Origin of the sequence: Mesorhizobium sp. WSM2561 (assembly GCF_000513915.1) — a bacterium.
Lineage (GTDB): Bacteria > Pseudomonadota > Alphaproteobacteria > Rhizobiales > Rhizobiaceae > Mesorhizobium > Mesorhizobium muleiense.
In genome coordinates this window covers 135,445-149,512 of sequence record NZ_AZUX01000006.1, presented here as the reverse complement: position 1 = coordinate 149,512, position 14,068 = coordinate 135,445, and the positions used below count along the sequence as shown (strand labels likewise).

At 63.8% G+C, this 14,068-nt stretch carries 13 protein-coding genes and 1 riboswitch; of the genes, 8 read left to right on the top strand and 5 right to left on the bottom strand.

Translation table 11 applies throughout. The features are described from left to right. From M727_RS0109815 to M727_RS36170, 5 genes are all read right to left on the bottom strand, one after another. Positions 1-1,209 carry an agmatinase family protein gene (locus M727_RS0109815; RefSeq protein WP_027152539.1) on the bottom strand — a complete coding sequence of 403 codons (1,209 nt, stop codon included), beginning with the start codon at positions 1,207-1,209 and terminating at the stop codon, positions 1-3. Between the two features lie 12 nt (positions 1,210-1,221). After that, positions 1,222-2,031 (bottom strand): ATP-binding cassette domain-containing protein, encoded by an 810-nt coding sequence (locus tag M727_RS0109810; protein WP_027152538.1) that lies wholly within the window; start codon positions 2,029-2,031, stop codon positions 1,222-1,224. Continuing rightward, positions 2,028-2,840, bottom strand: coding sequence for an ABC transporter permease (locus M727_RS0109805; RefSeq protein WP_036261977.1), 813 nt, complete (start codon positions 2,838-2,840; stop codon positions 2,028-2,030). Before M727_RS0109805 ends, M727_RS0109810 begins: the two co-directional genes overlap by 4 nt. Positions 2,841-2,945: 105 nt before the next feature. Then, positions 2,946-4,010, bottom strand: a complete 1,065-nt coding sequence (locus M727_RS0109800; RefSeq protein ID WP_027152536.1) for a putative urea ABC transporter substrate-binding protein — start codon at positions 4,008-4,010, stop codon at positions 2,946-2,948. 99 nt (positions 4,011-4,109) lie between these two features. After that, positions 4,110-4,224: riboswitch (guanidine-I (ykkC/yxkD leader) on the bottom strand. Between the two features lie 139 nt (positions 4,225-4,363). Further along, on the bottom strand, positions 4,364-5,050 hold the full coding sequence (locus M727_RS36170; RefSeq protein WP_036261975.1) for a GntR family transcriptional regulator: 687 nt from the start codon (positions 5,048-5,050) through the stop codon (positions 4,364-4,366). Positions 5,051-5,346: 296 nt separating this feature from the next. On the opposite strand from M727_RS36170, the gene M727_RS0109790 reads away from it, so the two are divergent. From M727_RS0109790 to atzF, 8 genes are read left to right on the top strand one after another with little or no spacing between them, the layout of a single operon-like run. Next, on the top strand, positions 5,347-6,474 hold the full coding sequence (locus tag M727_RS0109790; protein ID WP_027152535.1) for a BMP family ABC transporter substrate-binding protein: 1,128 nt from the start codon (positions 5,347-5,349) through the stop codon (positions 6,472-6,474). Between the two features lie 58 nt (positions 6,475-6,532). Further along, positions 6,533-7,657, top strand: a complete 1,125-nt coding sequence (locus M727_RS0109785; protein ID WP_051505583.1) for an ABC transporter permease — start codon at positions 6,533-6,535, stop codon at positions 7,655-7,657. Further along, positions 7,657-8,583, top strand: coding sequence for an ABC transporter permease (locus M727_RS0109780; protein ID WP_027152533.1), 927 nt, complete (start codon positions 7,657-7,659; stop codon positions 8,581-8,583). The genes M727_RS0109785 and M727_RS0109780 overlap by 1 nt, the downstream gene beginning before the upstream one ends. 25 nt (positions 8,584-8,608) lie before the next feature. Beyond that, positions 8,609-9,310: an isochorismatase family cysteine hydrolase gene (locus M727_RS0109775; RefSeq protein WP_027152532.1), complete on the top strand. Its 702-nt coding sequence runs from the start codon at positions 8,609-8,611 to the stop codon at positions 9,308-9,310. Between the two features lie 9 nt (positions 9,311-9,319). Beyond that, the gene (locus M727_RS0109770; protein ID WP_027152531.1) at positions 9,320-10,849 is read left to right on the top strand and encodes an ABC transporter ATP-binding protein; all 1,530 of its coding nucleotides are present in this window, start codon (positions 9,320-9,322) and stop codon (positions 10,847-10,849) included. Next, a complete protein-coding gene (locus M727_RS0109765) occupies positions 10,849-11,517 on the top strand; it encodes an isochorismatase family cysteine hydrolase (protein ID WP_027152530.1) in 669 nt (222 codons plus the stop codon). Before M727_RS0109770 ends, M727_RS0109765 begins: the two co-directional genes overlap by 1 nt. Continuing rightward, positions 11,510-11,860 carry a cupin domain-containing protein gene (locus M727_RS0109760; protein ID WP_027152529.1) on the top strand — a complete coding sequence of 117 codons (351 nt, stop codon included), beginning with the start codon at positions 11,510-11,512 and terminating at the stop codon, positions 11,858-11,860. Before M727_RS0109765 ends, M727_RS0109760 begins: the two co-directional genes overlap by 8 nt. Beyond that, entirely contained in the window at positions 11,857-13,686 is a 1,830-nt protein-coding gene (gene atzF / locus M727_RS0109755) for an allophanate hydrolase (RefSeq protein ID WP_027152528.1), read from the top strand. The genes M727_RS0109760 and atzF overlap by 4 nt, the downstream gene beginning before the upstream one ends. Positions 13,687-14,068: the final 382 nt, after the last annotated feature.

The following is a 14,068-nucleotide window of genomic DNA, read 5'->3' as shown; positions in this document are numbered from 1 at the left end:
TCAAAAACTCACCGGTTTGTCGATGATCGATTTGTGCTTGCCGAGATTGCCGTACGCGACCATCGAGCCAAGCGCCTCGACAACGACACGCACGCCGAATAGCGCGGTGATGTCCGACGTGTCGTAGGGCGGCGAGACCTCGACCACTTCCAGTCCGCAAATGCCGGGTGCCGTCACCAGCCCAAGCAGCTTGAGCGCCTCGCGCGGCAGGAAGCCGCCCGGCTCAGGCCAGCCCGTGCCGGGCACGAAACCGCAATCGAGGCTGTCGACGTCGAAAGAGATGTAGACGGCGTCGGTGTCCTTCCATGCGAGTTCGAGCGCGATTTCCGCCGCCTTCTCAAGCCCCATCTGCTCGATGTCGGCAATGGTCAGCACGTTGGTGCCTCGTTTTCTCGCCTCGGCGACGCCGTAGCGGGGAACCTGCCAGCCGCCGATGCCGAGCTGCACGAGATTGGTCGCCGAGACGTTCGGCAGGTTGGTCGCCCAATACCAGGGCGTGGTGTGCATGCGCTCGTCGAGATCCTTTTCCTGGATGTCGATATGGCGGTCGAAGTGGATGATGCCGATGCGCTTCGAGGTCACGTCGGCAATGCCGCGCACGCAAGGAAATCCGATCGAATGGTCGCCGCCCAGCATGATCGGCAGCGCGCCGGACGAGGCGACATGGCTGACGCCCTTGGTGATCTGGTCGAAGCTCTTTTCGAGGTTGGCGGGAATGGTGAAGACGTCGCCGGCGTCGCACAGCGTCATCTGCTCGCGCAAATCGACGCCGAGCTCATAGTTGTACGGCGTGTACAGCGCCGAGATGCGGCGAATGCCTTGCGGCCCGAAGCGGGTTCCCGGCCGGTAGGTGGTGCCGCTGTCGAAAGGAATGCCGATGACGGCAGCATCATATTTGCCGACATCGCGGACGTTCTCGACATAGGGCGCCTTGAGAAAGGTGTTGATGCCGGCGAAATGCGGCAGCTCGCCGCGCGCGAATGTCGGGATCGACTTGTCGACGATCGACTCCGACCCCGGCAGGCCCATGTCGAGCGCCCATTGCTGCTCCTTGCGCCAGCCGCTTTCCGGCAGCTTGCCCTCGGCCTCGATCGACTTCCAGCCCTGCGTGCCGCGGGCGTCGAAATCGGGGTGGTGAAAGCGTTCCCTGGCCTCCCGGGCGACGAGCCCTGCACGGCGGTGGCTGCGTTCGGGGATATTTCTGGACATTCAAACTCTCCGTTACGACGCCGTCGTCGCCATTGCTGTTTCCGGCCGGGTCGTCCCGACCATCGCGGCCACCTTGGCCAAGTGATGAGAGGAAGCCCGGGTCTTGCGATCGAGCTTCAGATCGTAGGTGATCGTCGCGCCGTAAGCGGACGGGAACTGCGGATCGTGGCGCAGCTTGTCGAAGACCAGCACACGGGTGCCAAGCTTGAAGGCCTCGCCGATATCATGGGTGACCATCACCACCGTCATGCCATGCTCGGTCCAGAGCTCGGTCAGCAGATCGTGCATCTCGACGCGGATGCCGGGATCGAGCGCCCCGAACGGTTCGTCGAGGAGCAGGATCTGCGGACGGCCGAGCAAGGTCTGCGCGATCGCCAGCCGCTGCTGCATGCCGCCGGAAAGCGATGCCGGATAGAGGTCGCGCGCATGGGCAAGGCCAACCCGCGCCAGCATGGCCTCGGCCTGTTGCCTGGCGTTTCTGCGCCTGGCGCCGAAGACGCGGCCAAACGGCCCGCCCGAGCGAAAGTCTTCGACCAGCAGCAGGTTCTGCATGGCGGTCAGATGCGGAAACACCGAATAGCGTTGAAAGACGATGCCGCGCTGTGGCGTCGGCTCGGGCACGATCGGGCCATCGCCGACGATGACGACGCCGCTGCTCTGCTGCTCCTGGCCGAGCAGGATGCGCAGGAACGTCGATTTTCCGCAGCCGCTGGCGCCGACCAGCGACAGGAATTCGCCGGCTTCGGCGGTGACGTTGACCCGCTCGAGCACGCGGGCATCGCCATAACTCTTTTCCAGCCCGTGAACGACGATGCGACTCATCTGGCCTCCACCGGATGCGCCCAAGGGGAGATTGCCCGCGACAGCCGCACCAGCAGCCAGTCGGTGATCACGGCAAGCAGCGTGATCCAGGCGACATAGGGCAGGATGACGTCCATCGAGAGATAGCGGCGGACGAGGAAGATGCGGTAACCCAGCCCTTCGGTCGAGGCGATGGCTTCGGCGGCGATCAGGAACAGCCAGGCCGGCCCGAGTGCCAGCCGCACGCAAGTGATGAGGCGCGGCATGATCTGCGGCAGCACCAGCCGCAAGACCGTGGTCCAGCTGTTGCCGCCAAGCGTTTGCGCCTTGGCCACCAGTTCTGGTGGCAACTCCATCACCCGGTTGGCGATGTCGCGCACCATCACCGGCGCGACGCCGACGGCGATCAGCGTGATCTTGGCCGTTTCGCCGAGGCCGAGCGCGATGAACAGGATCGGCAGCAGCGCCAGCGGAGGGATGACGCAAACGACGGTGACGAAGGGCAGCAGGAACGCCCGCACCCGCGGGATGAAGCCGATGGCAATGCCGAGCGAAAGCGCGGCGACCGTGGCAACGCCCACGCCCGCGAACAGCCTGAGGAGACTGGCATAGGTGTCGACCCACAGGATGAGGTCGCCCGAGCGCTTGTCCGGCACCGTGGCAAGGTCAAGAAAGGCCGACCACATCTGTACCGGCGAAGGCAGCAGCTTGTCGCTGGGATTGACCGCCAGTCGTTGCGCCGAAGCGATCAGATAGGCGATCGCCGCGAACAGGAACGGCAAGCCGCCGAGGAACAAGGCGCCGCCACGCGAAACCTTCGCATTGATCATGCGAAGGCGCACCCTCGGCTTTGGCCGGGAAGGACGCTTAATGCCCTCCCCGCCCGTCGCGGAGGCTTCATCCCTGGCACTCATTCCCTTGGCCAGCATGTCGGGTCAGGGAGTTGCGGTTGCCGCCTCAGCCATGAACGCTGGATCGAAACGCAGCTTGACGTTCTTGGCGTCGCCCAGGGTCGATCCATCGGCAAAGCTCATGCCGACGACGTCGACACTCGTCGCATTGGTGCCGAGAATGCCGTGGCTGAACAGGAAGTTGCGGACAAGATCCATTGTCTTCGGCAACTCGCTGCCGTTGGTGAACTCGACCGCCTTGGCGGGGTCGAAGAACATTGCCGTCGAGGCAAGCTGCGCGTCGAAGCCGGCGAGGTCGGTGCCGGACGCCTTGGCCATCTCCTCCTTGGCTGCCTTGCCTTCCGGCGTGTCGGAGGTCATCAGCTCCATCACCTCGTACCACGCGCCGACAAGCGCCTTGCCCAATGCCGGATTGTCCTTCAGCGTCTCGGTGTTGACGACCATCATGTCGATGATCTCACCGGGAATCTGCGCGGAATCAAAAACCTTGTGCGCACCCGGCATGGCGACGATCTCGGAAACCAGCGGGTTCCAGGTAACGACCGAGGTGACGTCGCTGGTGCCATAGGCGGCGACCATGTCGGCGTCGGACGTGTTGACGGCGGTAATGTCCTTCTCGGCGAGCTTGACCGTGTCCAGCGCCCGCGCCAGCAAGTAATGCGAGACGGAGAGCTCGACGAGATTGACCTTCTGGCCGGCAATGTCGGCGAGCGCTGCCTTGTCCTTGAGGATCACCGCATCATTGCCGTTGGAGAAGTCGCCGATGATCAAGGCGGTGGTGTCGACGCCGCCGCCTGCGGGGATCGACAGCGCGTCCATGTTGGTCATCGAACAGCCGTCGAAACCGCCGGCGGTGTACTGGTTGATGCTTTCGACATAGTCGTTGATGCGGGTGATCTCGACATTGATGCCGTTTTTGTCGGCCCATTTCTTCATGATGCCGCTATCGGAGAGATAGCCCCACGGCATCCAGCCGACATAGATCGACCAGCATATCTTGAAGTCTTTCTTGGGCGCCGCGCCGGCGGCGGAAACGATGGGAAGGCTGAGTGATGCGGCTAGGATGATTGCGGCCAGCTTGCGAAGCATTGCGTACCCCTGTTCGCGATCCGGATTGCGACCGGACTTAATGTTGGGGTTTGCGAGCGCGCATCCGGGAGAGGTTCGCGCCAGCAAACCCGTGCAGGGTTCTCCCGGGATTTTGGCCCGCCGTGTTCCGCCGGATGCCTCAGTGCATCCCTGGCGGTCGCATCTCTTGGACCAGCACCGCTGTGTTGCGGCCGGAACCCTAGACGCTCTGCACACCATCAACGAAGCAAGGAGCATGCCAAGCCTAATTGTGCCAAAAGGCCGGCATTTGTGGAGCTGTGCGGCTTCGAGCGTGCGCACGAGTGACGCGAAAATCATCGCATCGCCGACGGATTGGGCAGTTTGCCTGATTGCTAGGAAGACATCCCGATCGAATCCACCGCCGGTTTCATCGGGTCGACCGCGGCAAAGACGGCGCTCGCCTCGCTGACGATGGAGACGTGATCCTTGGCTGCTTGCCCTGCGGCGGCGCTGTCACCGCGCATGATTGCGGTGACGATGACGTCATGCTCCTGCCAGGATTTGGCCAGGCGCCCCGGCAGCATGAATTGCGCGCGCCGGAACGGCGCCAGCCGGCTGCGTGTCATGACGGTCAGTTCATAGATGTGCTTGCTGTGCGCGCCGCGATAGAGCCGAGTGTGGAACTCGGTGTTGAAATACTCGTAGTCCTCCTCCGCACCCAATTGCACGAGGCGCGCCGATGCCTGGTGCTCGGATTCGAGCGCGCGGCGTTCGCCGGCGGTCATGCGCTCGGCCGAGAACCGCGCGCAGATCGCTTCAAGCTCGGCCATGCTCTCGAACATCGAGGCAAGATGCTCCTGCGTCACCACGGCGACGGTCGCGCCGCGGTTGGGCCGCCTTTCGACCAACCCCATGGCGCTCAGCCGGCCAAGCGCCTCCCTGACGGGGGTGCGCGACACATCGAAACGGGCAGCGAGCGAAGCCTCGTCGAGTTTTTCGCCGGGGCGCAGGAAGCCGGTGACGATCCGGTCACCGATCGCCCTCACCATCTGATCGACGGTCGTGCCCGACCTGATCAAGCTGCGCTTCCCCGACAATTCTCCTCCGTCAGTCTTTTTCGCGGCGTGCGGCAAGTGGCCCGCCGGAAGTTTCCACTCGGGCGCGCCCTCTATGCCTCTATTTTAATCTAGATGTCAAACTGGCTAATTGAAAGGCAAAAAGTGTATGCAATTGCCTTTCGCTTGAGCACGGCAAATCGGCCCGTCAACTGATTTAATTGGATAAATTCCAGCTTTTGAACTGGCACGGCGATTGCATGCACTTTTACGAGAAGAGAATTAATCGACCCGCAAAGGGTTCAACAGGGAGCATTCACATGACCGAGAGATTCATGCTTAGCCGCCGCGATCTCCTCAAGGCCTCCGCCGCCGGAGCGGCGCTCGGCCTGGCCTCGGCGTCATTCCCGATCAGCAGGGCGTTCGCCGCTGCCGTCACTGTCGGCTTCATCTATGTCGGACCGAAGGACGACTACGGCTATAACCAGGCGCATGCCGAGGGTGCCGCCACATTGAAGGCCATCGAGGGCATCTCCGTGGTCGAGGAGGAGAACGTCCCCGAAACGGTCGATGTCCAGAAGTCGATGGAATCGATGATCAACCTCGACGGCGCCTCGCTGATCTTCCCGACCTCCTTCGGCTATTTCGATCCGCACATGCTGGCCATGTGCGCGAAATTCCCCAACGTGCAGTTCCGCCATTGCGGCGGCATGTGGAACAAGGACAAGCATCCGATGAATGCCGGTTCCTATTTCGGCTATATCGGCATGGGCCAGTATCTCAACGGCGTCGCCGCCGGCCACGCCACCAAGACCAAGAAGATCGGCTTCGTCGCGGCAAAGCCCATTCCGCAGGTCCTGCTCAACATCAACTCCTTCCTGCTCGGCGCACGCTCGGTCGACCCGGCAATCACCTGCCAGGTGATCTTCACCGGCGAATGGTCGCTGGCGGTCAAGGAGGCGGAGGCCACCAATGCACTGGTCGATCAGGGTGCCGACGTCATCACCTGCCATGTCGACAGTCCGAAAGTGGTGGTCGAAACGGCGGCGGGGCGCGGCGCCTTCATCTGCGGCTACCATGCCAATCAGAGCCCGCTGGCACCCGAAAAATACCTGACCGGCGCGGAATGGAACTGGGCGAAGGTCTACAAGATGTTCGTCGACGACCTCGTGGCCGGCAAGCCGCTGCCCAATTTCACGCGCGGCGGACTGGCCGACGGCTTCGTCAAGATGAGCCCGCTCGGCCCCGCCGTCAGCGAGGCGGCGCGCGCACAGTTCGACGGCACGCTCGCCGAAATGATGAAGGGCGGCTTTTCGGTGATCAAGGGGCCGTTGAAGAACAACAAGGGCGACGTCGTCGCAACCGAGGGCCAGACCTTCGTCGAAGCCGCGATCGAACTGGAAAGCATGGACTATCTCGTCGAGGGTGTCGTCGGCTCGACCGCTTGAGCATGGATCGGAGACGGGGGCCATGGCAGACACCGTGAGCAGCGCGAGCGTGCCAGTGATGCTCGGCGCCAAAAGCTATCCGACGGCGCTCGAATGGATCGCCCGGCGGGCGGAAGCCCTCGTCATCCCGCTCGCGGCCCTGATTGTCGGCATGGCCCTGTTCAGCCTGTTCATCGCGCTGGTCGGCAAATCGCCGGCGCAGCTCTATGAAATGATGTGGCGCGGCGGCTTCGGCTCGTGGTTCTCGGTCCAGAACTCGCTGTCGCGGGCCGCACCCTTGCTGCTTGCGGCGCTCTGCGTGGCGCTGCCGGCCCGGCTCGGCCTTGTCGTCATCGGCGGCGAAGGCGCGATCGTGCTGGGCGGCGTTGCCGCGGCTGCCATGGGCGTGGCCGCCAGCGGCGCCCCCGCCTTTTTCGTTATTCTTATCATGGGCGTGGCGGGCCTGGCCGCCGGCGGCATCTGGATCGGTGCCGTCGGCGCGCTACGCCACTACCGTGCCGTCAACGAAACCATATCGAGCCTTTTGATGGCCTATATCGCCATCGCCCTGATGAACCATCTGGTGGAAGGACCGCTGCGCGATCCCGCCTCGCTCAACAAACCGTCGACCGAGCCGTTGGCTGAGGCCTACCGCATCGGCAACATTCCCGGCATGGACGTGCATTGGGGCCTGGTCGTCGGCATCATCGCCTGCATTCTGTCCTGGCTGCTGATCGAAAAGACCCGCTGGGGGTTCGCCGCCCGCATTGCTGGCGGCAATGTCAGGGCAGCCCAGGTGCAGGGACTTGCCGTTGGACCGCTGATTGTCGGTTTCACCGCGCTGGCCGGCGGCTTTGCCGGCCTTGCCGGCATGCTGGAAGTCGCCGCCGTGCAAGGCAGCGCCAACGCCTCGCTCGCCGCCGGCTATGGGTATACCGGTATCCTGGTCGCCTTCCTCGCCCGCCACAATCCGCTCGCCATCATCCCGGTCGCCTTCCTGCTTGGCGGCATCGACGCCTCCGGCGGGCTGATCCAGCGCCGCATGGACCTGCCCGACGCCACCGTGCTGGTGCTGCAGGGCATGCTCTTCGTCGTCATCCTGTTCAGCGAAACCTTCTACGGCCGCTTCAAGGCTTTCAATCCCGACCTCTGGCAGAGGGGCGATCTCTTGAAAAGGCCCGATCTCCTGAAGGGAACTGCCTGATGGACGCAAGCGAGATCGGCCTCTGGGGCGTTCCGCTCGCCATGCTCGGCGGCGCCATCCGGGTGTCGACGCCCTTCATCTTCGTGTCGCTGGGCGAAGCCATCACCGAACGCTCGGGGCGCATCAATCTCGGTCTCGAAGGCACACTGGTGTTCGGCGCGATGACCGCCTATGCCGTCGCGGTGATGACCGGCTCACCATGGTTCGGTCTGCTGGCCGCCGCAGCCGCCGGTCTTTGTTTCGGCCTGTTCCACGGCTGGATCTGCAGATTCCGTGGCGTTAACGACATCGCCATCGGCATTGCGCTGATGCTGTTCGGCTCGGGTCTCGCCTTCTTCTTCGGCAAACCGTTCATCCAGCCCTCGGCGCCCGACCTGCCGGCCATCCCGTTTGGCGGCTGGTCCGATGTTCCGCAGGTGCAGGCGGCGCTCAACGTCAATGTGCTGTTCCTGATCGGTGCAGCACTTGCCGTGTTCCTGTGGTGGGCTTTCCGCAACACCCGGGCCGGCCTGATCCTGCGCGTGGTTGGCGACAGTTCCGACGCCGCGCGCGCCATGGGCCTCAACCCGAATACGGTGCGCCTCATCGCCACCGGCATCGGTGGCGCGCTGGCCGGAATCGGTGGCGCTTATCTGTCGCTCTATTACCCCGGCAGCTGGACCGAAGGCATTTCGTCGGGCCAGGGGCTGATGGCAGTGGCGCTGGTCATCTTCGCGCGCTGGAACCCACTCGGCTGCTTTGCCGCCGCGCTGCTGTTCGGCGGGGCCGGCGCGCTGGGGCCGGCGCTGCAATCGGTCGGCGTCACGCAAGGCTACTATCTGTTCTACGCCGCACCCTACATTCTCACCCTCGTCATCATGATCGCCACCTCGTCGCCGAGCCGTTCGCTGGCCGGCGCGCCGGGCGAACTGTCGATCACCAAATGACGTTTCCAGACTGGAGTTTTTCTCAATGAACGCCAGAGCCGAGGTCACGCAGCGCTACATCGATGCCGATCCCTATCCATGGCCCTACAATGGCGAGCTTCGGCCCGACAACACGGCGCTGATCATCATCGACATGCAGACCGATTTCTGTGGGCCGGGCGGCTATGTCGATCATATGGGCTACGATCTCTCGCTGGTGCGGGCGCCGATCGAACCGATCAGATCGGTGCTGTCTGCCATGCGGGCGAAGGGCTACACCATCATTCATACGCGAGAGGGCCACCGGCCCGATCTCGCCGACCTGCCGGCCAACAAGCGCTGGCGCTCGCGCCGCATCAATGCCGGCATCGGCGACCCCGGACCCTGCGGGCGCATCCTGGTGCGCGGCGAGCCGGGCTGGGACATCATCCCCGACCTCTATCCGGCCGAAGGCGAACCGATCATCGACAAGCCGGGAAAGGGCTCGTTCTGCGCCACCGACCTGGAGCTGATCCTCAACCGGCGCGGCATCGAAAACATCGTGCTGACCGGCATCACCACCGACGTCTGCGTGCACACGACGATGCGCGAAGCCAACGACCGCGGCTTCGAATGCGTGATGCTGGAGGATTGCTGCGGGGCGACCGACTACGGCAACCATCTCGCTGCGATCAAGATGATCAAGATGCAAGGCGGCGTGTTCGGCGCGGTGTCCAATTCGGCGTCCTTCGTCGCCCAGTTGCCATGAGGTTCGATCATGAGTGATCGCGGCAAAAGAGCGGTTGGCGTCGAGACGATCGGCATGAGCATGCGTTTCGGCGCCTTCACCGCGCTGGACGACGTCTCCATCAAGGTGCCGGCGGGATCGTTTCATGCGCTGCTTGGCGAAAACGGCGCGGGCAAGTCGACGCTGGTCAAATGCATCATGGGCTTTTATCACCCGACCGCCGGCGAAATTCTGGTCGACGGCCGCGAGGTCGGGATCGCCAGTCCGAAGGACGCCTCGGCGCTCGGCCTCGGCATGGTCTACCAGCATTTTACCCTCGTCCCGTCGCTCACGGGTGCGGAAAACCTGGTCATTTCCCGCGAGAAGGTGCCAGGGATTATCGACTGGCGCAAGGAACGCGCCGCACTTGCCCAATTCATGCAGCGGATGCCGTTCAAGCTGCCACTCGACGTCAAGGTGGCCGAACTCGCCGCCGGCGAGAAACAGAAGCTCGAAATCATCAAGCAGCTTTATCTCGGCCGCAGTTTTCTGGTGCTGGACGAGCCGACGTCGGTGCTAACCCCCGGCGAGGCGCAGGAAGTGCTGGGCCTTGTGCGCGGCATGACCAAGGCGGGCGACCTCACCGTGCTGATGATCTCGCACAAGTTCCACGAGGTGACGGCGTTTGCCGACGACATCACGGTGTTGCGCAAGGGCAGACTGACAGGAACGGGGAAAGTATCGGAGCTGTCTCACAAGCAGATGGCGGCGATGATGATCGGTGACCAGCCGATCGCCGCGCTCGACAGCCGCGCTCCGGTGCCGGTCGGCGCCAGGCAAATCCTGACGGTGAAGGCACTGAAGGCGCCCGACCGCACCGGCCTGAAAACCATCAATATCGGCGAGCTCGATGTGAAGTCCGGCGAGATCGTCGGTGTCGCCGGCATTTCCGGCAACGGCCAGAAGGAATTTCTAGAAGTCCTTGCCGGGCAGCGTACGCGTGATGCCGGCGACGTTCTGGTGAAGGGAACGCCCTACGGCGCCAGCCGCGCCGAGGCCCGCACGCTCAATGTGCGCTTCATCCCGGAGGAACCGTTGCGCAATGCCTGCGCGCCGAGGATGACGGTGGCGGAAAACATGGCATTCCGGACCTTCGACCTGAACGAGGCCGGCAAGCCGATAAGCTGGATCCGGATGAGCGCCATCAGGGACTATGCGACGCGGCTGGTCGAGCAGTTCAAGGTCAAGACAGCCTCGCTCGCCTCGCCGATTTCGTCACTCTCCGGCGGCAACATCCAGCGCGCTGTGCTCGCCCGCGAACTGACCGGCGAGGTCGATCTGCTGATTATTTCGAACCCCTGCTTCGGCCTCGACTTCTCCGCCGTCGCCGAAATCCGCGCGCGCATCATGAAGGCGCGCAACGCCGGCGCCGCGGTGCTGTTGATGTCGGAGGACCTCGACGAATTGCTGGAGCTCTCGGACCGCATCTTCGTCATGTCCGACGGCGCGCTGGTCTATGAGACGCCGATCGCACAGGCGAGTGTGCAGACGATCGGCGAGCACATGGCGGGACATCACTGATGGCGGAGATCGACGCGCTGCCGTTTCCGTTTGCCTTCAAGCCTGAGGCGATGGCGCTGGTCGTCATCGACATGCAGCGCGATTTCGCCGAGCCGGGCGGCTTCGGGGCCAGCCTCGGCAACGACGTCAGCCGGGTGGTGGCGATCGTGCCGACGGTAAAAAGGCTGATCGAGGGATTTCGCGCCGCCGGCCTGCCGGTGATCCACACGATGGAGTGCCACAGGTCAGACCTTTCGGACCTGCCGCCGGCCAAGCGCAATCGCGGCAATCCGCCGATACGCATTGGCGATGCCGGCCCGATGGGCCGCGTGCTGGTCGTCGGCGAGCCGGGAACGGCGATCCTCGACGAGGTGGCCCCGCTGCCTGGCGAAATCGTCATCGAAAAACCCGGCAAGGGCGCGTTCTACGCTACCAGGTTCGGCGAGGACCTGAAGCGGCTGGGCGTGCAGCAGCTCGTCTTCGCCGGAGTCACGACGGAAGTCTGCGTGCAGACGACGATGCGCGAAGCCAACGACCGCGGCTACGAATGCCTGCTGGCGGAGGATGCGACGGAAAGCTATTTTCCGGAATTCAAGGCGGCCGCGCTGGCCATGATCAGGGCGCAGGGCGCGATCGTCGGCTGGACGGCGATGACGGACCAGGTGCTCAAAGGAATTGCCGATGCCTAACATTGCATACCCGGCTCTCAACCATGGGGGCTGGCGTGATCTGGCATTCGAGCATTTTCGCGACGGCATCACGGTGCATTGGCTGCTCAAGGGCGGACCGGCCGAACCTTCCGTCGCGATCCTGAACTATCGGCCCGGCGCCGGCGTGCCGCGCCATCGTCATGTCGCACTGGAAACCATCGTTGTGCTGGAAGGCACCCAGAGCGACGAGACTGGCGACTATCTTCCCGGAAGCGTGATCCTGAACCCGGTCGGGACCGAGCATTCGGTGTGGACGAAACACGGCTGCGTCGTACTGATCCAGTGGAATCTGCCCGTGGTCATTCTGGACGAGACGAAATGAGCGACATCCGCTTCGATATCGGCAGCCTGCACGCGGCCTATGCCTCCGGCATGTCGGCCGCTACCATTATTGAAACCGTGTTTCAGCGCATAGCGAAAGCGGACGATCCAGGCATCTTCATCCATCTGGCGAGCAAGGCCGAAATGCTCGCCGAGGCCGACGCACTCGGCGGATTCGATCCCGTGGCAAAGCCGCTGTGGGGCGTACCGTTCGCGGTCAAGGACAACATCGATGTTGCCGGCATGCCGACCACGGCTGGCTGCACCGAATATGCCTACTTGCCGGCGAAAGACGCCACCGTCGTCGCGCGTCTGAGGGCGGCCGGCGCGCTGGTCGTCGGAAAAACCAATCTCGACCAATTCGCCACCGGCCTCGTCGGCGTGCGCACACCTTATCCGGTCCCCCGAAACGCGATCGATCCGAAACTGGTGCCGGGCGGTTCCTCGTGCGGCTCGGCCGTGGCGACGGCGCACGGCATTCTTTCTTTCGCGCTCGGCACCGATACCGCAGGATCCGGCCGCATTCCCGCCGGCCTCAACAACATCGTCGGGCTGAAGCCGACCGTCGGCGCGCTGTCGGCCACCGGCGTGGTGCCGGCCTGCCGCACGCTCGATTGCGTCTCCGTCTTCGCGCTCACCGTCGATGACGCCTACAGCGTCTTCAGGGCCGCGGCGGCCAAAGATGACGTCGATCCTTATTCGCGCGCTATCGCGGCGCCGCCGCTTGGTCCGCGTCCACCCGTGTTGACCGTCGGGGTTCCCGCAAAAGCGGACCGGGAATTTTTTGGCGACGTGGCCATGCAGGCTGGATTCGAAACGGCGCTGCGGACGCTGGAACAGCTCGGCTGCAGACTGATCGAAATTCCCTTCGGCGATTTCTACGCTACCGCCAACCTGCTCTACGAAGGCGCCTGGGTAGCCGAGCGCTATGCGGCGATTGCGGATTTCATGGACGTGAACGAAGCAGCCATGCACCCGGTGACGCGCACAATCATCGGCGGCGCGCGAAAGCTTTCCGCGGCGGATGCTTTCAAAGGCCTCTATGCGCTGCAGGCCCACAAGGCCAGGCTCGCGCCTGTCATCGCCTCGGTCGACCTTTTCTGCTTGCCGACGGCGCCGACGCACTATTCGCTGGAGACTGTTTTGGCCGATCCGATCGTCACCAACAGCCGGCTCGGCACCTACACCAACTTCGTCAATCTGCTCGACATGTGCGGCATCGCCGTGCCGACCGGGAAGCGCGACGACGATCTGCCGATGAGCGTTACCTTGCTTGCCGCTGCCGGCAAGGATGCACTGACGGCGACGCTGGCCAGCGAGTTGCATGCGGCGAGCGGTCTCGGCCTTGGCGCGACAGGCTGGGCGATGCCTGTCTTCACCGCCAAAAGCTTCGACCCTACTGACGACCTGATCGAGCTCGTGGTTGTCGGCGCGCATTTGTCGGGAATGCCGCTCAACGGCCAACTCTGCGCGCTTGGCGCGCGATTGAGCAGAGCCGCCAGGACGGTTGCTTCCTATCAGCTTTATGCGCTCGCGGGCCAGTCCGTGCCGAAGCCGGGGCTCGTGCGTGTTGCCGATGGCGAAGGGACGTCGATCGATGTCGAGGTTTGGCGGCTTTCACCAGACGCGTTCGGACGCTTCGTGGCCGCGATCCCGCCGCCGCTTGGCATCGGCACGATCGAGCTCGATGACGGGACATCGGCCAAGGGCTTCCTGGTCGAAACCGCCGGGTTGTCACGAGCGATCGACATTTCGGCCTATGGCGGTTGGCGCAGCTTCATCGCAAAAGCCAGCGGAGAGCGACAGGAAAGGGTCCCGGCTGATTGAACGACCGGCCGTTCGCACCGGCAACGTCAGCGTGCGCTCAAATCGTAGCAGGATGCTCGGCTTGCAGTTGGTACGGCGAGCCAGCACGCCGAACGCCGTAAGCGATCCGCGTGCGGCGGTGCGGACGATCCGCGCGCGGGCCGCTGGAGCGGACTGTCGAAGATGGAATGCGGGATTCACCGGTTGCTCATTGCCGCTCGCAATTCGGCCGCGTCTGCTGCCTGATTTCGAGGTCGCGCAGGCATCCAGTCGACGCTTGCACTTGGCCGTTGCCGCTTCATCTGCGAAGCCCCTACGAATTGTCGCACGATTGCGCTACCCTAAGGTCAATCTGGGCTGCGGGACGGTCATCATGGCACGACCTGACGCTCGATGATTGGTT

What these genes read in the sequence shown, in the direction of transcription:
- M727_RS0109780 (WP_027152533.1), top strand. Translation starts at nt 7,657, where the DNA reads ATGGACGCAAGCGAGATCGGCCTCTGGGGCGTTCCGCTCGCCATGCTC.
- M727_RS0109775 (WP_027152532.1), top strand. Translation starts at nt 8,609, where the DNA reads ATGAACGCCAGAGCCGAGGTCACGCAGCGCTACATCGATGCCGATCCC.
- M727_RS0109805 (WP_036261977.1), bottom strand. Translation starts at nt 2,840, where the DNA reads ATGATCAATGCGAAGGTTTCGCGTGGCGGCGCCTTGTTCCTCGGCGGC.
- M727_RS0109810 (WP_027152538.1), bottom strand. Translation starts at nt 2,031, where the DNA reads ATGAGTCGCATCGTCGTTCACGGGCTGGAAAAGAGTTATGGCGATGCC.
- M727_RS0109800 (WP_027152536.1), bottom strand. Translation starts at nt 4,010, where the DNA reads ATGCTTCGCAAGCTGGCCGCAATCATCCTAGCCGCATCACTCAGCCTT.
- M727_RS0109815 (WP_027152539.1), bottom strand. Translation starts at nt 1,209, where the DNA reads ATGTCCAGAAATATCCCCGAACGCAGCCACCGCCGTGCAGGGCTCGTC.
- M727_RS0109785 (WP_051505583.1), top strand. Translation starts at nt 6,533, where the DNA reads ATGCTCGGCGCCAAAAGCTATCCGACGGCGCTCGAATGGATCGCCCGG.
- M727_RS0109790 (WP_027152535.1), top strand. Translation starts at nt 5,347, where the DNA reads ATGACCGAGAGATTCATGCTTAGCCGCCGCGATCTCCTCAAGGCCTCC.
- atzF (WP_027152528.1), top strand. Translation starts at nt 11,857, where the DNA reads ATGAGCGACATCCGCTTCGATATCGGCAGCCTGCACGCGGCCTATGCC.
- M727_RS0109760 (WP_027152529.1), top strand. Translation starts at nt 11,510, where the DNA reads ATGCCTAACATTGCATACCCGGCTCTCAACCATGGGGGCTGGCGTGAT.
- M727_RS0109770 (WP_027152531.1), top strand. Translation starts at nt 9,320, where the DNA reads ATGAGTGATCGCGGCAAAAGAGCGGTTGGCGTCGAGACGATCGGCATG.
- M727_RS0109765 (WP_027152530.1), top strand. Translation starts at nt 10,849, where the DNA reads ATGGCGGAGATCGACGCGCTGCCGTTTCCGTTTGCCTTCAAGCCTGAG.